This window comes from Nocardioides limicola (assembly GCF_016827675.1).
Taxonomy (GTDB): domain Bacteria; phylum Actinomycetota; class Actinomycetes; order Propionibacteriales; family Nocardioidaceae; genus Nocardioides; species Nocardioides limicola.
The window spans coordinates 643,718-662,842 of sequence record NZ_JAERJA010000002.1; the positions used below are offsets into that span (position 1 = coordinate 643,718).

Genomic DNA, 19,125 nt, shown 5'->3' on the forward strand with positions numbered 1-19,125 from the left:
CGGCGACCGCGGCGACCGCCGCGCCGTGCCCGGGCATGGCAAACTAGGTCCATGCCAAGCAAGGACCCGGAGTACGACGGCCCCTCCCTGGAACTGCCGTCGTTCAGCCCCTTCCGCCGCAAGAAGAAGGCGGCTGCGCCGGAGCCTGAGTTCGTCGACGACGAGACGGCGGCCGAAGAGTTCATCGAGGGTGCCGACTACGAGGAGGGTGACCTCGAGGACGTCGGCATCGACCAGGACGTCGAGTTCGAGGATGCCGAACATGAGGTCGTCGACGTCGACCCGGACGACGAACTCGACGAGGACGACTTCGAAGAGCCGGACCTGGCCCCCGTCACCGACACTGAGGTCACCAACACTGGGTTCACCGACACTGAGGTCACCGACCCCGAGTTCACCGACACCGACGTCGCCGAGCAGTGGGCGGACGAACGGCTCGCCGAGGAGACAGTGGTCCTCGACGACCTGCCGGCCGCACCCGAGGATTCGGCGGTGGCAACCGAGCCACCCGCCCCCAAGCCGGGATTCCGTGCCCCATCGATGCCGAGCCTGCGGCTACCCACCCTGCCGTGGTGGCAGGCCTCCGCGATCACCGGCATCATCATCGGCCTGCTGGCCGTCGGGGCCACCTACCTCTCCCTGAGCCTGTGCACGATGGCCAGAGGGACGACGTCCTGCGGCGGCGCCGGATTCTTCATGCTGGTGGCGATCCTGATCTGCCTCGTCCTGATCGGCGGCTGGCTGCTGAGTGCCTTCTCCCAGCCGGACCCGCGCAGCACCAGCCTGCTCGGCGTCGGCCTGGTCGCGGTGATCGCCCTGCTGCTGCTGGTGGACGCGCTGTTCTCACCGTTCATGCTGCTGGTGGTGCCGCTGGTCGCCGCCGGGTCGTTCGTCTTCTCGAGTTGGATCACCGGCACCGTGATGGAGGCCGCAGAGGAAGAGGGTTACGAGATCCAGCGCTGAGCCCGCTCAGCGAGCCGCAGCCACCAGCTCGGCGATCTGCACCGTGTTCAGGGCCGCACCCTTGCGCAGGTTGTCGCCGGAGACGAAGAGCGCCAGACCGCGGCGGCCCGGAACTCCCTCGTCCTGCCGGATCCGACCGACGTACGACGGGTCGTTGCCCGCCGCCTGCAACGGCGTGGGGATGTCGGTGAGCTCGACACCGGGAGCAGCCCGGAGCAGCTCGACGGCGCGCTCCGGAGTGATCTCGGCAGCGAACTCGGCGTTGATCGCCAGCGAGTGGCCGGTGAAGACCGGGACGCGGACGCAGAGACCGGAGACCAGCAACTCGGGGATGCCGAGGATCTTGCGGGACTCGTTGCGCAGCTTCTGCTCCTCGTCGGTCTCGTTGAGCCCGTCGTCGACCAGATTGCCAGCGAACGGCAGCACGTTGTGCGCGATGGTCCGCCGATAGACCCCGGGCTCGCCGAAGTCCACTGCGGAGCCGTCGTAGGCCAACTCCCGAGCCTTCTCTCCGGCGGTCGCGATCCCGTTCGCGAGCTCCTCGACGCCGGCGATGCCGGAGCCGGAGACGGCCTGATAGGTGGAGACCACCAGTCGGGTCAGCCCGGCCGCGTCGTGCAGCGGCTTGAGCACCGGCATCGCCGCCATGGTGGTGCAGTTCGGGTTCGCGATGATGCCGCGACCGGCCGCGATCACGTCCGCCATCGCCTCGGGGTTGACCTCGGAGACGACCAGCGGGATGGCCGGGTCCTTGCGGAAGGCGCTCGAGTTGTCGACGACGATCACGCCGGCGTCGACGTACCGAGGCACCAGCGCACGGGACGCGGTGGCGCCAGCGGAGAAGAGCGCGATGTCCAGGCCGGTGGGGTCTGCGGTCTCGGCGTCCTCGACGACGACCTCACGGCCGGCGAAGCCGAGCACCTTGCCCGCGGACCTGGCTGACGAGAAGAACCTGATCTCGGCGATCGGGAAGTTCCGTTCGGCCAGGATCTGCCGCATCGCGACGCCGACCTGGCCGGTGGCGCCGACAACGCCGATACGTACGCCGTTGCTCATCGTCCGCTCCCTCCGTACACGACCGCCTGCACCTCGTCGGCGTCCAGGTCGAAGGCGGTGTGCGTGGCCGCCACCGCGGCGTCGACCTGCTCGTCGGCCACCACCACCGAGATCCGGATCTCGGAGGTGGAGATCATGTCGATGTTGACCCCGGCCTCGGCCAGGGCGGTGAAGAACTTCGCGGTGATGCCCGGGTGCGAGCGCATCCCGGCTCCGATGAGGGACACCTTGCCGATCTTGTCGTCGTACAGCAGCTTCTCGTAGCCGACGACGTCCTGGATCCCGGCGAGCGCCTCCATCGCGGCCTGGCCGTCGGTGCGGGGCAGGGTGAAGGAGATGTCGGTGCGGTTGGTGGCGGCCGCGGAGACGTTCTGGACGATCATGTCGATGTTCGTCTGTGCGTCGGCCAGCGCCTCGAAGATGGCCGCGGCCTCGCCGACCTTGTCGGGCACTCCGACGACGGTGACCTTGGCCTCGCTGCGGTCGTGGGCGACGCCGGCGATGATGGCCTGTTCCATGGTGTTTCCCTCCGTCGGGTCGTCGACGACCCAGGTACCTTCCAGCTGGCTGAACGAACTGCGGACGTGGATCGGGATGCCGTGCCGGCGCCCGTACTCGACACAGCGCAGGTGCAGGATCTTGGCGCCGGACGCGGCCATCTCCAGCATCTCCTCGTAGGAGACCCGGTCCAGCTTGCGCGCGGTGGGCACGATCCGCGGGTCGGCGGAGAAGACGCCGTCCACGTCGGTGTAGATCTCGCACGACTCGGCGCCCAACGCGGCGGCGAGCGCCACGGCGGTGGTGTCGGTGCCGCCCCGGCCCAGGGTGGTGATCTCCTTGGTGTCCGCGGAGACGCCCTGGAATCCGGCCACGATCACGATGTGCCCCTCGGCCAGGGCCGAGGAGATCCGGCCGGGGGTGACGTCGATGATCTTGGCCTTGCCGTGCACCGAGTCGGTGATCACACCGGCCTGGGAGCCGGTGAACGAGCGGGCCGTGAACCCGAGGTCGGAGATCGCCATCGCGACCAGCGCCATCGAGATCCGCTCACCGGCGGTGAGCAGCATGTCCATCTCCCGGGCGGGCGGCAGCGGGCTCACGCCGGCGGCGAGGTCGAGCAGTTCGTCGGTGGTGTCACCCATCGCCGAGACCGCGACGACGACGTCGTACCCGGCCTTCTTGCTCTCCACGATCCGGCGGGCCACCCGCTTGATGGCAGCAGCGTCCGCGAGGGAGGAACCGCCGTACTTCTGTACGACGATGCTGGAGTCGCCCACGGTTGGTCCTTCGAGGTTCTGGTGTGTCGCCCGGACAGGGCTGGCCGAAGGGCGATTCTACTCGGTGCGGAGAGGTCAGTTCTCCAGCATCTCATTGGCCGCGGCGAGCTGGTCGTCCTCGCCGGGGATGTCCGCGTCGAGGCGGTCGTGGGAGACCACGGCCTGCAGCGCGCGGAGCGCGGCGCTGGCCTCGGACCCCCAGCTGGCGACGTACGAGAACTGCCACCACCACAGTGCTTCGGTGACCCGGCCGGCCCTGAAATGCCGCAGCCCGTGCGCCAGCGACGTGGCCACACTGGTGAGGTCGTCGGAGAGGTTGGAGACCACGACGTCCGGCTCCCCATAGGGATCGAAGAGCTCGGCGTAGGTGTCGAGGTCGCCCAGCATCTCGGCGAGCCGCAGCCGCATCGCGTCCAGGTCCGGGTCCGGGCCGGCGTCGGGCTGGAACTCGGTGACCGGGGTGAAGTCGGTCTGGACGCCCAGCCTGGCGCCGGCGAGCAGCACCTGGGAGACCTCCAGGAGCAGCAGGGAGACGGCACGGCTGGCGTTCGGCTCCTTGGCGAGTGCCCGCAATGCCAGCAGGAACGACGCGACCTGGTCGGCGATCTGCTGGGCGAACTCGGCGAGCTCGGGCCGGACGCTGCCCTCGTCGCGGGCCAGGGTGTCGTCACGCACGACCACCTGCGGATCTGCATCGTTCATTCTGCTGCTCTCCTCCCGGCAAATGCCCGTCCCAAGGTCACCTCGTCGGCGTACTCGAGGTCCCCCCCTACTGGTAGTCCACTGGCAAGTCGCGTTACGCGCAACCCCAAAGGCTTGAGAAGTCGGGTGAGGTACGTCGCGGTGGCCTCGCCCTCGAGGTTGGGATCGGTGGCCAGGATCACCTCGGTGACCGCCCCGTCGGCCAGCCGCGTCATCAGTTCCCGGATCCGCAACTGCTCCGGTCCGACGCCGTCGATCGGCGAGATCGCGCCGCCGAGGACGTGGTAGCGGCCGCGGAACTCGCGGGTCCGTTCGATCGCGACGACGTCCTTGTACTCCTCCACCACGCAGATCACCGAGCCGTCCCGGCGCGGGTCACGACAGACCCGGCACTCGACGTCGGAGGAGACGTTGAAGCAGACCCGGCAGAACTTGACCTTGGCCTTGACCTCGATGAGTACGTCGGCCAGCCGGCGTACGTCGGCGGGGTCGGCCTGCAGCAGGTGGAAGCCGATCCGCTGCGCGCTCTTGGGGCCGATCCCGGGGAGTCGGCCGAGTTCGTCGATGAGGTCCTGGACGATGCCTTCGTACAACGTGGCCTGCTAGAAGCCGAGGCCGCCGGGCAGCCCAGGGCCGCCCTGACCCGGCAGTCCGCCGCCCATGCCACCCGCGAGGGGCCCGAGCAGGTCCGCGGCCTCCGCGTCAGCGTTGGCCTTGGCGTCGCGGTAGGCGGCCACGATCATGTCGCCGAGGTCGGCCAGGTCGTCGGCGTCGGTGCCGTCGAAGCCACCTGCCTTGATCTGGACCGACTTGAGCTCACCGACGCCGCTCACGCCGACCGTGACGGCTCCGCCGGCCACGGTGCCGCTGAACTCGGTCTCGGCGAGTCGTTCCTGGGCCTCGACGAGTTGCTGCTGCATCTGGGTGGCCTGCTCCAGCAGGGCGCCCATGTCCAGGCCGCCGGGTCCGCCGAGGGCGCCACCGAGGGCCTCACCGAGCGCGTCGAGCGGGTTCTCTCCGAAGGGGTTCTGCGTCATGGCGTCTCCTGGTTGCGCTCAGTTGTGAGGGATCTCGTCGATGATCTGGGCCCCGAGCTCGCGTTGCAGCAGTTGCGCGCCGGCCAGGTCGCTGTCGTCCATCACCGGGTCGTCGGGGTCGACGTCGGCGTCGGGGTCGCGGGGCGGTGCTGGCGCCTCGGCGGGGCCGTTCCTGAGGGCGTCCCGGACGGCGGCAGGCACGCCGCTCGACTCGGCGGGGGCGTCCGGTGTGGGCGCGGCGGGGCGGGCGGCGTCCTCGTCGGGCGGGCCCGCTTCCCCGGTGGGGTTCGGATCGGGGGGCGCCATCGGGGCGGGTTGGGCAGCCCGACTGTCGGCGGGTGCGCTACGGGAGCCGGACCGGTCCCCGGTCGGGGCGGGAGCCCCCCCGCCAGCGGTTGCGCCGGGGTCGACGATGGCGTCGATGGTCCAGGCGTGACCGATCACGTCAAGGGCTGCCTGCCGGACGATCTCGTCGCTTCCGCCGGCCGCGAAGCTCTCACGCGCCCCGGAGTTGCTGAAGCCGAGGGTGAGGGTGTTGCCGTCGACGGCGACGACCTGCGCGTGCTGGGTCAGATGGATCCAGGTGACTCGACGCCGCTTCTTGGTGGCCTCGACGACGTCGGGCCAGAGTCGTCGTACGTCGGCGAGGTTCAGCGCACTGGTCGCCTGCGGCGACGAGCTCGCGGCAGGCTCGGCAGGGGCTGGCGGGACAACTGGCGACTCGGCGGGCTCCGGGGCGGGCTCAGCGGCGGGCGGTCGGGCAGGGTCCAGGGCGGGCTCTGCCGCGGGCGGTCGGGCAGGCTCCGCAGCGGGCTCGGCGGCGGCCGGGGCGACCGCAGTTGGTCGGGGCGTGCTGGACGCGGCGGGTGCCGGGGCCTGCGGCGACCCGACTGCCGGGGCAGCGATGCTCATCCGTCGTTCCAGCCGGTCCAGGCGGGCCAGGACGCCGTCGTTGCTGTCGTCGGCAGCAGGCAGCAGCACCCGGGCGCAGATGAGTTCCAGGAGCAGCCGGGGGGCCGTGGCTCCGCGCATCTCGGTCAGTCCGGTGGCCAGCAGGTCGGCAGCGCGGGCGAGTTGGCCGCCACCGAAGCGAGCTGCCTGGGCCACCAGCCTCTCGGCTGCGTCCTCGGAGACGTCGATGAGCCCAGTGGCCGGCGCGTCCGGGACGGCGTTGATGATCACCAGGTCGCGCAGCCGCCGGAGCAGGTCCTCGGCGAACCGGCGCGGGTCCTGGCCGGTCTCGATGACCCGGTCGACCACTCCGAAGACACCCGCGCCGTCACCGGCGGCGAAGGCGTCCACCACGTCGTCCAGGAGCGTGTCGGGGGTGTACCCGAGCAGGTCGGTGGCGAGCTTGTGGGTGACTCCGGCGGGGCCCGCCCCGCCGAGGAGTTGGTCCAGGACCGACAGGGTGTCCCGGGCCGAGCCGGCCCCGGCACGGACCACCAACGGCAGCGCGGCCGGCTCGATCTGCACCTCTTCGAGACGGCACAGTTCCGCGAGGTAGTCGGAGAGCAGCCGGGGCGGGATCAGTCGGAACGGGTAGTGATGGGTGCGGGAGCGGATGGTCGGAATGACCTTCTCCGGCTCGGTGGTGGCGAAGATGAACCGCAGGTGTGGGGGCGGCTCCTCGACGAGCTTGAGCAGGGCGTTGAAGCCCTGCGTGGTGACCATGTGCGCCTCGTCGATGATGTAGACCTTGTAGCGGCTCTTCACCGGCGCGAAGAACGCCTTCTCGCGCAGGTCGCGGGCATCATCGACGCCGCCGTGGGAGGCGGCGTCGATCTCGATGACGTCGATGGAGCCGGGGCCGCCCCTGGCGAGTTCCTGGCAGGACTCGCACTCACCACACGGGTCCGCGATCGGCGCCTTCTCGCAGTTCAGGGCGCGGGCGAGGATCCGGGCCGAGGTGGTCTTGCCGCAGCCGCGGGGGCCGGAGAAGAGATAGGCGTGGTTGACGCGGTTGTTCGCCAGGGCTGCGCGCAGCGGCTCGGTGACGTGGTCCTGACCGACGACCTCGGCGAAGGTCTCCGGCCGGTATCGGCGATACAGGGCGAGGGGCGAGTCCACCCCTGAACACTAACCACCGGGACCGACAACCGACACCCACCCCGCCCCCTCGAGGCATGTGGCCGCAACCAAACCCGCCCCCTCGAGGCATGTGGCCGCAACCAAACCCGCCCCCTCGAGGCATGTGGCTACATGCAAAGGCCCCCCATGCACCCGACAGAGCTCGCTTACCCTTGCTGCCTTCCGGCCCTGGGGGAGTTCGGCAAGATGTCGCCGCACGGGGGGTTGCCCCGAGTCTAAGGGAGGGTGGGTCAGCCCACCAACGCGACCCTGTCCGGGCCGTCCCGACCAGGGAGCGGATTTCAGCGGAACGCCCCAGGACGGGTAACCTCCTCGGCGGAGGTATCGCCTAGTGGCCTATGGCGCTCGCTTGGAAAGCGGGTTGGGTTAATAGCCCTCGGGGGTTCGAATCCCCCTACCTCCGCCGTGTGATCTCTCAGGAGATACCGGACAGCCGGTCCCAGACTTGGGGCTGGCTGTCTGTCATTTCGGGGGTCTCAGCCAGCGCTGGCCACCGACAGCTTGACCGCGAAGGCGATGAAGATCGCACCGACTCCGGCGGTGGCGAGGGCGGAGGTGCGGTGCCGCGTCCGGAATCCGGCGGCCAACCGCGCGCCACCGAAGATGAGGAGCGACAGGTACGCCAACGATGCAGCCTGGGCGAAGGTGGCGAGCACCAGGAACGAAACCACCGGGTTCGGGTACGTCGGATCGACGAACTGAACGAAGAAGGCCACGAAGAAGAGGATCGCCTTCGGGTTGAGGAGGCTGATCACCAATGCGCGCCGATAGGGCCGTTCGATCGAAGCAGGCGGCGGAGTGTCGCCGACCGTCACCACCTCTCGCCGCCCGCGCCACGTGGCGAGGGCGGCCCGGAGCATGCCGAGCGCCAACCAGCCCAGATAGCCGGCACCGAGGAACTTGATCACCGCAAAAGCGCCCGGGGTGACCTGAAGCAGTGAGGCCACGCCCCCGGCCGACAGCGCCATGAGTACCGCGTCGCCAGTGAATACCCCCATCGCGGCGCGGTAGCCGGTCCCCACCCCTCGGCGAGCGGCCACGGACAGGACGTACAGCGAGTTGGGGCCGGGCAGCAGGATGATCAACACGAGCCCGACCAGGTACGTCGGAAGGTTGATCACGCCCAGCACGGGCACATCCTGCCACCGACCGACCCGACCGAGCAGTGGTTTTCGCTTGTGAGGTGTCTCAGCGGGGGCTGAGGATCACCACCGGGATCTCTCGGTCGGTCCACTTGGCGTACTTGGCGAAGTCGGCGTACAGCTCGACCAGACGCGGCCACAGTTCGGCGCGCTCGTCCGGGTCGGCCACTCGAGCAGTCACCTGAACCCCGCGACGCTTCTTCAGATGCACCCGTGTGTCCGGGTTCGCACGCAGGTTGAAGTACCACTGCGGGTGCTTGGGCATCCCACCCTGGGACCCGACGACGACCAGCCGGTCGCCATCTTCGAGGTAGAGCAGCGGGGTCGTGAAGCGGGTCCCCGACTTGCGTCCGACGTGCTCCAGCAGCAGCGTCGGCACCGGCTTGCGGAAGCCGGCCCCGATCCGCCACTTGTTGCCGATCCGACCGTTCGTGAGTTTGAAGACCCGCACCTGCACCCGGGCCATCACCTTGATCGCCTTGGCAGCACCCGGCGAGTCCAGGCCCGGCGGCTTCTCCTCCGGCAATGACAAGCGTCCCATCAGCAAGCTCCTCTACTAGAACGTGTTCCACATCCTAGCTTGGGCGCCCGTGGTCTCATCGACTCACCCGCACTTCCTGACTCACCTTTAGGACGTGGTCGACCAGGTCGTCTGGCGTCAGCACAAAGCACCCGAAGGTCCCTTCAATCTGAAGAAGCGCGTCGTCACCACGTGGAGCAAGGAACGCCACCAGGAGGCGCGGCGAGACAGAGCTCCCCCAGGTTGGCGTCGAACTGGACAACTCGACCATCGGTTCGTCACCCCCAAGCGACACCGCGACATTCGCCCTACCCGGGCGGGGCTGACAGCCCTCCCAGGCCGCCTGACCGGCCTCCGTCACCACGCCGCTGAAATGCGCGCTCGCCTCGACAATCACCCAAGAGTGATCCGCAGCGAGATCATGAGCCCACCCGTGCCCAGCCAGATAGGGGTAGTCCAGCACCTTGACCAAACAGTCCAAACGCGGCTCATATCCACGCAACGTCCCTTCGATCTCCCAGGTCTCCTCAGCACACGATTGGCCTTCCACGTACGTGGGCAACCCATACAGGCCACCCGCCTCACCCGCATCACGACTCCCATCGGGATACGCCGTCTGCCTCACCCCGTCGAACTCCACCAGCAACGCCAATGTCGAGACCTCCACCTCGACCTTCGGCACATGCAAGAAGTAGCCACCACGGCGCAGTTCCGCCGGCTCTGCCCCCTCCGTGAACAGCATGGACACCCGGCCCAGGCGATACTCCTCCTCACCAATGCTCAGCGACAGCACCGGTTCAGGAGATGGCTGCCTGCCGAACGAGGGTATGAACGGCCTCCCCTCCAGATTCCACTCCACCACCAAAGGCACAAACATGAAGCCCGGATCAGCCGCTGACCCACCGGGCTCGTTCGTCAGTTCAGGGGGAACAACCTCCATCGGGTCTCCCACCGCCACGTGCACCTGCCCCATCGGCAACTGCACCCACATCTGTGGACCGTCAACCGTCTCAAACCTGGCCGACATCAACAGATCACGGGGCTCGGCCTGCACACACCCTCCCAACACGGCCACACATGCCAGCACCAAGAAGCACCGCGCCCGACCCCTAGAACTGCTCATGGCTGGCGAGGATCCGATCGACCATCGCCGAGAATCCACCGCTCACCTCCTCGTCTGCGAGTCCGATGTATCGGGCCGCCTCGAACAGGGCTTCGCCCCCGCGCTCCAACTGACGGCCCGTCCTGCGCAGTACGTCCAGGGTCGTCTCCTGGAGTGCCAAGTGTTCAGGCATCGGACCTGTGGTCCCAAGGCCAATACCAGCCGGACGCTGCCAGGGCCCTTGATTGTCCCAAGGGAGAAGTGCCCGCGCCTTGTCCAGTTGCGCCACGATGGCAGGGATCCAGATGCCGATCCTGCAGGAGTCGGTGACCGCCATGGAAGCGGCGGGTAGCCGCGCCGGGAACTGCTGTTCGGTCGTCACCTATCCCCCTCGTGTCCGTTCAACGTGAGTCATACCCACTCGGCGAGCGATCGAAACATCGAACCCACGAGCAGCACCCCTCAACCGTTGACGGCGAGCGTGAGCGGGGCGACGCTGACCGCGCCGGCTTCGTAGACCGCCGCGGCGGCCAACGCCAGCGACCACCCGGTGACCACCTGATCGTCGACGAGCAGCACCCGCCGATCCCGCACGGCGGCCGGGTCGTCGAGATCCAACCGGTGCCGACGGCGTACGGCGACCACCCGCTGCGCCGAGTTCGCCGCCCCCTTGCCCGGCGGCACGGACGTGTCCGCGACCGCCCAACGGCCCACCACCGGCACCTGCAGCCGCCGACTCAAGCCCGCCGCCAGATCGGCCACCACCATCGGCCGGGTCACCGACTCGGCGACCACGATCACGTCCACCTCCGGCGTCCAGTCGTCCAGCATCGCGACCATCGCACGGGCCAACGACACCGGGACCGGCCCGTCCTCACCGGCCAGCAATCGGCGCAGCGACGGGCCGTGCCCCAGATCGCTGAGTCTGGCCACCGCCCGCCCCTCCTGCGCCACCGGCTTGATCCGGCCCGACAGCGGCACTCCGAGCGTGGCCAACGCGGTCGGCCACAGTTTCCGTGGCGCGATCGGCACCCCCGGCCGGGCCAGCCGTTCGGCGGCCTCCGTCACCGCGGCCGCCGACACCTCGGCATCCAGCACCAGCCCGCCACAGTTGTCGCACCGGCCGCACCGCCACTCGCCCCCCGCCACCTCAGGGTCGTCCAACTGGGCCCGCAGATGCGCCATCCGGCAACTGCTGGTGGACAGGTAGTCCAGCATCGCCTGCTGCTCACGTGTCCGGGCCTCGGCGACCCGCCGGTACCGGTCCTCGTCGTACGTCCACTCCACGCCGGTGGCCATCCATCCGCCCGCGACCCGGCGTACAGCGCCGTCGACGTCGAGCACCTTCAGCATCGTCTCCAGACGGGTCCGGCTCAGCTCCACCAGCGGTTCCAGCGCCGCGGTGCTCAACGGCCGCTCCGCGGCAGCGAGCGCTGCCAGCGTCTGGCGCACCAGCGGCTCGGCCGGGAACGCCAACGACGCGAAGTAGGCCCAGATGTCCCGGTCCTCGATGGCCGGCAGCAGCACCACCGACGCCGAGTCGATGGCACCGCGCCCGGCACGGCCCACCTGCTGGTAGTAGGCGACCGGCGAGCTCGGAGCGCCGAGATTCACCACGAACCCCAGCGCCGCGTCGAAGCCCATCCCCAGGGCACTGGTCGCGATCAGCGCCTTCACCTCGCCGTCGAGCAGCGCCTGCTCCAGCGCCTGCCGTTCGCTGGCCTCGGTCTGCCCCGAGTACGCCGCCACCCGGTGCCCCCGGGAGGTCAGGTAGTCCGCCACCTCCACGGTCGCCGCCACCGTCAGGCAGTAGACGATCCCGCTGCCCGGCTGCTCCTCGAGATGGTCGGCCAGCCAGGCGAGCCGCTGCTCGGCGGTGGGCAGCCGGACCACGCCCAGTCGCAGCGACTCCCGGTCCAGGGATCCCCGCAGCACCAGCACCGCGTCACTGGATCCGGTCCCCGAGGTGGCCAGCTGTTCGGCGACATCGTCGGTGACCCGCTGATTGGCGGTGGCGGTGGTGGCCAGGACGCCGATCCCGGCCGGCAACTCCTGCAGCAGGGTGCGGATCCGCCGGTAGTCGGGACGGAAGTCGTGACCCCAGTCCGAGATGCAGTGCGCCTCATCGACCACCAGCAGCCCGCAGGTGGCGGCCAGCCGGGGCAGCACCTCGTCGCGGAAACCGGGGTTGTTGAGACGCTCCGGGCTGACCAGGAGTACGTCGACCTCGCCGGCCGCGATCCGGGCGTGGGCCGACTCCCACTGCTCCAGGTTGGTCGAGTTGATCGTCACGGCACGGATCCCGGCCCGCTCGGCGGCCGCGATCTGGTTGCGCATCAGCGCCAACAGCGGCGAGATGATCACCGTCGGCCCGGCACCGGACTCCCGCAGCAGCAGGGTGGCCACGAAGTAGACCGCCGACTTGCCCCAGCCGGTGCGCTGCACCACCAGGGCGCGCCGCCGCTGCACCGCGAGCGCTTCGATGGCCGCCCACTGGTCGTCGTACAGCCGGGCGTCGTCACGCCCGACGAGCGCCCGGAGGTGGGCGTCTGCTTGGTCCCGAGTGGCGGTCATGGCATGTGTCTATCAGCAGAGCCCGACACCTCAACCCGCGGTGGCCTCCGGCTCCGCGGAGGCGCCGACCAGTTGGCGGGCCCGCAGGGCGGGAGGTAGGTCCGCGACGCCCGGCCCGCCGTCGGCGACCCAGTCGAGCACCGCCTGCGTCGCTGCGACGGTGAGCATCCGGGACAGCCAGACCGGGCGCGCCCCGGCCCGGCGCGCAGCCGGATCCGGGGACACCACCACCACGTTGGAGCGGTCACAGGAGCCGAGACAATCGGCGACCACCACCCGGCTGACGCCGGAACGCAACGTCGCCAACTGCTCCTCGTGGTCGAAGTCGGGATGCTTCTCGACGGTGCCGCAGCAGCAGCCCCGACAGACCGTGACCGATGCCGGCATCAGCGCGCGACCAGCTCCGCGTCCCGCGCTGCGGGCAGCCGGGAGACCAGCACTCCGAAGGTCAGCCCCAACGCCGCCCAGAGCACGGCCAACTGACCGAGCGAGGCCAGCCGGAACTCCCACAACAAGGCGGCCGGAATATCGTCGGCCACCGCGTCCTGGGAGGCCGGCAGCAGCACCAGCACCACAGCGGCGACCAGCACCGAGCCGCCGATCAGCAGGGTGGACCGGACCGGGCCGGTCAGACCGTGACCGGCCAGTGTCCGGTCCAGCGAGAGGGCGGCCACCGCGAGCGCGATGCCGAGCACGATCAGCGCCAGGTAGATGACGGTGCGCTGGTCGACCGAGTCGGGGTCGCCGACACCGGGCGGGTTGGCCGGCAGTTTGATCGCCGGAAGCAGCGCGAAGACCACGAAACCGATGCCCGCCAACAGCGCCGACCGGCCGTGGTCATGGACGACCGGCAGCCGGTCCCGGCTCGCGGCGAAGACGACGGCCAGCACGATCCCGAAGATGATCCCGACCACGGCCAGAGTGCCGATCGCGCCGAGCACCTGCCCGAGGCGGCTGACCAGTTCCTCCTCGTGGCCGTGACTGTGGCCGTGCTCACGAGCCTCCTCGATGACCAGGGCCTTCTCGATCAGTGGCTCCACCAGCAGCAACAGGTAGACCGCCGCCAGGGCGCCGGCAATGGCTCCGGCCGCAACACCGCGACGGAGCAGTTGAGGGAAGGTCACAAGCCCCCCTCAGTGGCAGGGCACGCCGAGGGCGTGCCGGGCGTCGTGAGTGACCTCGTGCAGGAACCCGGCTGCGGCGCCGAGCACCGCGCCGTTGTCCTGGGAGATCACGTACCACGCGAACAGCGCGACGGCGACGAGCAGCCAGGCCCAGGCCGGGACCCTGACTGCGGGGGTGGAGACTGCGACTGCGTTGGCCATGAGTGGCCCCTTCCATTCCTCGTGGACTCTTCCGTGTCGCCGCAGCCGGTCTCCTGGCTTCCGGATCGTCACCCCTCCTCTGCCTTCCCAGCCCGGGGGCCAGTGGCATCGTGCGAGGAGGGACTTCCCGGTCACAGTGGCGAGGACCACGTCGGATTCACACCGAACTTCCCGTGCACTGCGGCTGGGGGTCAGCCTCTCACAGCCGCGCCCGGCCGGGAACCCCGCCGCAGCAGCGGTCGGGCCAGCAGCACCAGCAGCAGGGCGCCGCCGGCCAGCAGCCCCCACCACAGGAACGACTCTCGCGCGGGGGCGTAGACGTCGTCGGCGGGCGGTGGCGGCTGGACGGTGGCCGCCTCGGAGCCGACGGGAGCGAGTTGGTCGACGGAGCCGTCGGGGGCGGGCCGAAGGGGGCGGGTGAGCGCCTCGACCGGCTGCACCATGCCGGCTCCGGTCACCGGGCCGCGGGTGCCGGAGGCGCCGCTGGCGGTGTGCCGCAGCCTCGCCGCGATCTGGGCGGCGTTGTCGTCGGCATGCCGGGTCCAGGTCAGGGCCGCGGCGCCGGCGACCACACCGACGGCGTACTCCGCCGCGTCGGCGGACACCTGGCAGCGGGCACCGTTGAGGCCGGTGGCCACGGCCGCGGCGGTGGGGGCCATCAGGTCGACTTCGGCGATGTCGCTGCCTTCGGGCAGTGGTCGTCCACGCTCGGGCATCGCTGCCACCGCGAGGACTCCGTCGTAGTTGGCCGGATGGGCGTCCTGGCCGGCAGCGGCGACGACGAGTACGCCGGCCCGCTGGACGCGTCGTACCGCCTGCTCGAGAGTGTCGCTGGCGGCCACCGAGTGCGGCACCGCGACCACGTTGATGCGGCGGGCCGCAGCCTGGTCGGCGACCCAGTTCAGACCACGAGCCACCCTGTCGGTGGTCAGCGCCGCCTCGCCGTCGCGGGGGTTGTCGGAGTCGAAGACCCGCACCGAGAGGGCGCGGGCCTGGGGTGCCAGCCCCAAGGGGACTCCGTCCGTCGCGGTGCCGGTGCCGACGGCGAGGGCGGCGACGATGGTGGCGGTCGGCTGTTGGGGCGGCCCCCCACCGGCCAGCACCTCGGCATGGGCGACCTCGAGACTGCCGGTCGGCCGCACCCCGCCGCCGATGACGGCGATGCCGATCCCGGCACCGGGCCGCAACCCGTCGGCCCGGAGGAGTTCGTGGGCGCGGGTGACGCCGAGGGCCGCCAGCGGCGGATTGCTGGCGGGCGAGGCAGGCATCACGTCGTCGTCGTACCGCAGGGCCGAGCAGTCGACGAGGCTCCCCGTGCCGGCTTGGGCCGGCACGGGGATCGCGAGGGTGGCCGCCGCGATCGCTGCGGCCACCCACGTCCTACATGTCATTCAGGAACTGGCAGGACTTCGCCTGCTCGGCCGCGCTCTGCAGTTCGGGGTTGCTGTCCAGGGAGCCGACCGCCTCCATCGCGGAGGTGAGGGAGGCGAGTTCGCCGCTCATCCCGCTCAGCGCGGCGCTGAACGCCATCGGGTCGCTGGCGTCGGCTTCGGCGACCTTGTCGCGCGCCTCACCGATCGCGGTCTGGGCACTGCTCAGCGCGGTGGAGATCTCGTCCGCCAGGTCGTCGCCACCCTCGACGGGCGGGGCACCGGCGTCACCGAAGGCGTCCTTGATGTCACCGATGCTGGTGGCTGCGTTGTCGAGGTAGTCGACCAGCCCGGCCTGAGTGGCCTCGAGGTCCGAGGGGTCGATCTCCGGCTCGGCCATGAGCGCTTCGATCGGGTCCTCCAGCGCCGAACAGACCTTGTCTGCCCACGCCACCGGATCATCGGTGCCACCACAGGCGGTCACCGCGAACCCGAGTACAGCCGCGGACAGCACTGCCCCTGCTCGCTTCATCATGTGGTTCACCCTTCTTCAGCCGGACGTCGATCGCCGGACGGTGGAGTCACGATAGCCCGCGGGGAACCGGGGCTGAGACCGGTCAGCACCTGTCCGATCCTCGTCCGGGCGTGCAGGTGGCGGCCTGCTGGGAGAGTGGCACGCCCTGGTCGAAGAGCGTGAGCCAGGTGTCAGGGACCAGCCGGGGCTGATGGGCGGCGTACCCGAGCAGGTCGCCGGCGTCCCCGATCAGCTCGTACCGAATGCCTCGGGGGTCGATGACGAACTCGCTGCCCCCGGTGTGGAAGTCCCAACCGCCGGCGGTCACCCGGGCACCGTGTCCGGGCTCCACCCGAACCTGCCGGACGCCCGCCGGGACGTCCCGAGCCGAAGGGCCTTCGGCGCTGGGGGCGCCACCGCCGGGGGCTGGCCGTGGCATCGCCAACCACACCTGGGGAGTGTCGGCGGCCCGCGGCTCGAGGAGGGCGCACCATTCGCCGGCGTGCTCGGTCGGTGGCACCTGTGGCCACTCGGCCGGGTACTGGCCGGCGACGTAGGCGCGCCCGATCTCGGTGAGGTCGCGTGGCTCGACCCCGGTGAGGGCCCGGTAGACGATCTCGGCGAAGGGGGTCAGCTCGGCCGGCCCGTCGTGCTGCAGCAGGAAGGCCTGGTTGCCGATCCGCACCAGGTCGCCGATGGCGGCGTCGATCCCGCCGAGGTCGCGTGCATAACTGACGGGTTCCCCCCGGCCCTGCAGCCCGAAACTGTCCAGGTCGAGTCGGGGGCCGGGCTGGAAGAGGGTCAGCCAGTCGCGGGGGACCTCACGAGGACGCAGCATCTGGTTCTGGCCCAGTTGGCTGAGCATCCGGGAGCGGACCACGTCGTTGTCGGGGAGCCGCAGGCTGAAGGTCTGGGCGCTGCCGAAGTTGTAGCGCTCCTGGGAGCGGACGATCAGGTGGTGCTCGCCATCGACCTGCGCCACTGCGGCCGCCGTCGGCAGGATCTCGACGCCGGGCTCGAGCGCGATGGAGGCGCGCAGGCCGCCCTCGACTCCCAGGCAGGCGGTCCAGCCGCGGTCGATCATCAGGTCGGGCCCGGGCAGCGTCGCCGGCGCCTCGGGGATGCCGATGTAGTCGCCGACCTGTCGCCGGTCGATCTCGGTCTGGGGGACCGTGGTCGGGCTGGAGTCGGCACCGACGAGCAGCCGGGCCGAGGTGATGTTCACGACCGGCCGGATGGTCAGCTCACCGTCGGATTCGATCACGACGTACGGCGCGCCGGTCTCCTTGGACAGCACGAGCCCGGGGGAGAACCAGTCCGCGGGCGTGCGCCCGGTGAAGACGCCGGCAATCGCAGCGCCGGCGATCAGCAGCACCGACAGCGCGATGCCGCCCACGATCGTCCTGCCGGGTCTGGTCGGCTCGACCTCCCGACCGCCTGGCGCCCCGCTGACGAACGCGGTGATCAGTCGGCGGCGGCTGTAGGCGTGCGCCTCGACGAGGTCCTTCTTGGTGGGCATCGGCTCAGCTCCGGATGGCCGCGAAGACGCCGATGGCCAGGATCAGCAGCGGCAGCAGGGCGAGCAGTGCGAGCGTCTCCGCGATGTCCCCGAGCCGGCCGCGTCGGACCGATCCCGACGAGGGGAGCAGGGTGGCTGCCAGGAGCAGGCCGCCGGCGACGGCGAGGACGACGGCGGTGACGGGCCGCCACTCGGGGTGCAGCCAGAGCACCGCGACGGCCGTGGAGACCATCCCGGCGATACCGGAGGTGAGCCCGACGAGCACGGTGGCACCGGTGCGGTACTGACGGGTGCGCAGCACCACCACCAGGCAGCAGCAGAGCGCGAGCAGGGTGCCTGCGACGCCCAACCCGACGGCGACCGGCGCGACCAGGACCAGCAGCAGTCCCACGGTGGCGGTGACGGCGATCAGGATCTCGTGCGCGGTGCGGGCGTCGCGGGCCACATCGTCGGCCGCAATCGGGTCGGGGTCAGCGGTGATGTCGGCGACCGAGAAGATCTGGTCCACATCGGTGCCGGTGGAGCTGAGCGCGAGCCAGGGGAAGACACTGCCGAAGATCACGACGAGCACCAGCAGCGCGACCAGCACGGTCGCCGGGTCGAGGGTGGTCCAGGCCAGCAGCAGGCCCCCGGTGGTGGCGATGCCCCCGGCCACCACCGGGGGGATGCTCAGCGCCCGGCCGGCGTCCAGGCCGAGGATGGTGAGCAGGCCGGCGATCATCGCCCCGGCACCGGTGAAGGCCAATCCGTAGCCGAAGGGGTCGCCCGCGGGCGCCAGCAGCCATCCCGTGGCAGCCCCGTAGCCGGCGCCCATCCAGGCCACGGCGACGGCGGCACTCTCCTCGTCCTGGGCCCGGGAGAGCACGACCGCGCCGAGGCAGAGCAGTGTCGCGATCACACCGGCGGCGACCGCCGGCAGGGTGCCACCACGTTGCAGCAGTAGTGCAGCGGCGCCCACGGCCAGCAGGAGGCCGGCTGCCCACAAGGCGGTACGCCGTCCTGCGGCGGGCTGCCACGGCTTGAGGTCGCCCTCGACCACGTCGGCCATCGCCTCGACGATGTCGTCGTAGACCTTGGGGGGCTCCTCGTCGATGCCTGCGGAGATGGTGACCAGCCCGCCGTCGTCGACTCCCTGGGCGACGAGGCCGACATCGGCGACCAGGTCCCGTCCGTCGTGCGTGCGCATCCGGTAGCCGCCGTAGACGGTGCTGGGGTCGAGCAGGCCGACGCTGCGAGCCAGTTCGGGGACCAGTTCGGCGATGGGCACTGCGCCGGGGAGGACGAGGTCGACGCGTCGCGTGGGTGAGGCAACGGTGACCCTGATCAGGCCGGTGGCTCCCGAGGCCGGCTGACTCATCGTGGCTCCTGTCGATGACGATGACTGCTGACGCATCGTAACCGGGAGCACCTGCGAGGCGTGCGCCTCACTCCATTGCGTCCCGCCAGGCGGCGATCAACACATCCATCAACTCATCGAAGTCCGCCTCCGACACCCCCACCGGCTTCGACCGCGACTCCACATGCGACAGATCCACCTGGAGTTTCTGCCGCGCCTCCTCCACTGTCACAAACTCGCCCCAGTCAGTCTGTCCACCAGACCGGGTCCGTAGAACTCCCGGCCCTTCCTCGATCACGCGTGTGCGGCCAGCCGCCACGTTCTCAGCACTCATCGCGTTCTCTTCAGCGAGCGCCCCCTGACTCAACTGGGTCCCCTCAGCAAAGAGGTTCACGCCTGAGGATGACAGATACGAGCATCCCCAACCCGCGTCACCGCGGGCGTACTCCACCTCCCCCAACACCCGAGCGATCACCGGGTGATCCACCGCAGGGCACCCAGGCGGCAACACCACCGGATGCTCCACCATCGCCGGAGAAACCTGCGCCACCACCTTCTCCAACAACGACCGCAACTCCTCCGCCCCCACACCACTGC

General features: G+C 70.2%; 20 protein-coding genes, 1 tRNA gene, 1 other RNA gene and 1 riboswitch. Of the genes, 2 read left to right on the forward strand and 20 right to left on the reverse strand.

Annotation, left to right across the window (positions count from 1 at the left end):
* Nucleotides 1–51: 51 nt before the first annotated feature.
* Nucleotides 52–963 (forward strand): hypothetical protein, encoded by a 912-nt coding sequence (locus JKG67_RS07140; RefSeq protein ID WP_203336558.1) that lies wholly within the window; start codon nt 52–54, stop codon nt 961–963.
* Nucleotides 964–969: 6 nt separating this feature from the next.
* On the opposite strand, the gene JKG67_RS07145 is transcribed toward JKG67_RS07140, so the two are convergent.
* The 7 genes from JKG67_RS07145 to ffs form a co-directional block, all read right to left on the reverse strand.
* Nucleotides 970–2,019 (reverse strand): aspartate-semialdehyde dehydrogenase, encoded by a 1,050-nt coding sequence (locus tag JKG67_RS07145; protein ID WP_203336559.1) that lies wholly within the window; start codon nt 2,017–2,019, stop codon nt 970–972.
* Nucleotides 2,016–3,296, reverse strand: a complete 1,281-nt coding sequence (locus tag JKG67_RS07150) for an aspartate kinase (RefSeq protein WP_307816466.1) — start codon at nt 3,294–3,296, stop codon at nt 2,016–2,018. The genes JKG67_RS07145 and JKG67_RS07150 overlap by 4 nt, the downstream gene beginning before the upstream one ends.
* A 75-nt stretch (nt 3,297–3,371) precedes the next feature.
* The gene (locus JKG67_RS07155; protein WP_203336560.1) at nt 3,372–3,998 is read right to left on the reverse strand and encodes a DUF5063 domain-containing protein; all 627 of its coding nucleotides are present in this window, start codon (nt 3,996–3,998) and stop codon (nt 3,372–3,374) included.
* Entirely contained in the window at nt 3,995–4,591 is a 597-nt protein-coding gene (gene recR, locus JKG67_RS07160) for a recombination mediator RecR (protein WP_203336561.1), read from the reverse strand. The genes JKG67_RS07155 and recR overlap by 4 nt, the downstream gene beginning before the upstream one ends.
* Before the next feature lie 9 nt (nt 4,592–4,600).
* Nucleotides 4,601–5,035: a YbaB/EbfC family nucleoid-associated protein gene (locus tag JKG67_RS07165; RefSeq protein WP_203336562.1), complete on the reverse strand. Its 435-nt coding sequence runs from the start codon at nt 5,033–5,035 to the stop codon at nt 4,601–4,603.
* Nucleotides 5,036–5,053: 18 nt separating this feature from the next.
* Nucleotides 5,054–7,105, reverse strand: coding sequence for a DNA polymerase III subunit gamma and tau (locus tag JKG67_RS07170; protein ID WP_203336563.1), 2,052 nt, complete (start codon nt 7,103–7,105; stop codon nt 5,054–5,056).
* 136 nt (nt 7,106–7,241) lie between these two features.
* Nucleotides 7,242–7,332: signal recognition particle sRNA small type (ffs, locus tag JKG67_RS07175), an RNA gene on the reverse strand.
* 111 nt (nt 7,333–7,443) lie between these two features.
* Here ffs and JKG67_RS07180 point away from each other — a divergent pair.
* Nucleotides 7,444–7,529 (forward strand) — tRNA-Ser (locus tag JKG67_RS07180).
* A 73-nt stretch (nt 7,530–7,602) separates the two neighbouring features.
* Here JKG67_RS07180 and leuE read toward each other — a convergent pair.
* From leuE to JKG67_RS07245, 13 genes are all read right to left on the reverse strand, one after another.
* Nucleotides 7,603–8,256 (reverse strand): leucine efflux protein LeuE, encoded by a 654-nt coding sequence (gene leuE / locus JKG67_RS07185; protein WP_203336564.1) that lies wholly within the window; start codon nt 8,254–8,256, stop codon nt 7,603–7,605.
* 58 nt (nt 8,257–8,314) lie between these two features.
* Nucleotides 8,315–8,809 (reverse strand): nitroreductase family deazaflavin-dependent oxidoreductase, encoded by a 495-nt coding sequence (locus JKG67_RS07190; protein ID WP_203336565.1) that lies wholly within the window; start codon nt 8,807–8,809, stop codon nt 8,315–8,317.
* A 55-nt stretch (nt 8,810–8,864) separates the two neighbouring features.
* Nucleotides 8,865–9,842: a hypothetical protein gene (locus JKG67_RS07195; RefSeq protein WP_203336566.1), complete on the reverse strand. Its 978-nt coding sequence runs from the start codon at nt 9,840–9,842 to the stop codon at nt 8,865–8,867.
* Nucleotides 9,843–9,897: 55 nt separating this feature from the next.
* Nucleotides 9,898–10,272 (reverse strand): hypothetical protein, encoded by a 375-nt coding sequence (locus JKG67_RS07200; RefSeq protein ID WP_203336567.1) that lies wholly within the window; start codon nt 10,270–10,272, stop codon nt 9,898–9,900.
* An 80-nt stretch (nt 10,273–10,352) separates the two neighbouring features.
* Complete coding sequence (locus tag JKG67_RS07205) at nt 10,353–12,464, reverse strand: RecQ family ATP-dependent DNA helicase (protein ID WP_203336568.1); 2,112 nt, start codon at nt 12,462–12,464, stop codon at nt 10,353–10,355.
* A gap of 30 nt (nt 12,465–12,494) precedes the next feature.
* Nucleotides 12,495–12,851, reverse strand: coding sequence for a (2Fe-2S) ferredoxin domain-containing protein (locus JKG67_RS07210; RefSeq protein WP_203336569.1), 357 nt, complete (start codon nt 12,849–12,851; stop codon nt 12,495–12,497).
* Nucleotides 12,851–13,588, reverse strand: coding sequence for a CbtA family protein (locus JKG67_RS07215; RefSeq protein WP_203336570.1), 738 nt, complete (start codon nt 13,586–13,588; stop codon nt 12,851–12,853). The genes JKG67_RS07210 and JKG67_RS07215 overlap by 1 nt, the downstream gene beginning before the upstream one ends.
* 9 nt (nt 13,589–13,597) lie before the next feature.
* Nucleotides 13,598–13,789: a CbtB-domain containing protein gene (locus JKG67_RS07220; protein ID WP_203336571.1), complete on the reverse strand. Its 192-nt coding sequence runs from the start codon at nt 13,787–13,789 to the stop codon at nt 13,598–13,600.
* Between the two features lie 26 nt (nt 13,790–13,815).
* Nucleotides 13,816–13,987, reverse strand: a riboswitch (cobalamin riboswitch).
* Nucleotides 13,981–15,162: a S8 family serine peptidase gene (locus JKG67_RS07225; RefSeq protein ID WP_203336572.1), complete on the reverse strand. Its 1,182-nt coding sequence runs from the start codon at nt 15,160–15,162 to the stop codon at nt 13,981–13,983. It overlaps the preceding riboswitch by 7 nt.
* A 7-nt stretch (nt 15,163–15,169) precedes the next feature.
* A complete protein-coding gene (locus tag JKG67_RS07230) occupies nt 15,170–15,694 on the reverse strand; it encodes a hypothetical protein (protein ID WP_203336573.1) in 525 nt (174 codons plus the stop codon).
* 82 nt (nt 15,695–15,776) lie between these two features.
* Nucleotides 15,777–17,192, reverse strand: a complete 1,416-nt coding sequence (locus tag JKG67_RS07235; protein ID WP_203336574.1) for a type VII secretion protein EccB — start codon at nt 17,190–17,192, stop codon at nt 15,777–15,779.
* Nucleotides 17,193–17,196: 4 nt separating this feature from the next.
* Nucleotides 17,197–18,549, reverse strand: a complete 1,353-nt coding sequence (eccD, locus tag JKG67_RS07240) for a type VII secretion integral membrane protein EccD (RefSeq protein WP_203336575.1) — start codon at nt 18,547–18,549, stop codon at nt 17,197–17,199.
* 67 nt (nt 18,550–18,616) lie between these two features.
* Nucleotides 18,617–19,125: hypothetical protein (locus JKG67_RS07245; RefSeq protein ID WP_203336576.1), on the reverse strand; the 509-nt coding region annotated here is incomplete at its 5' end.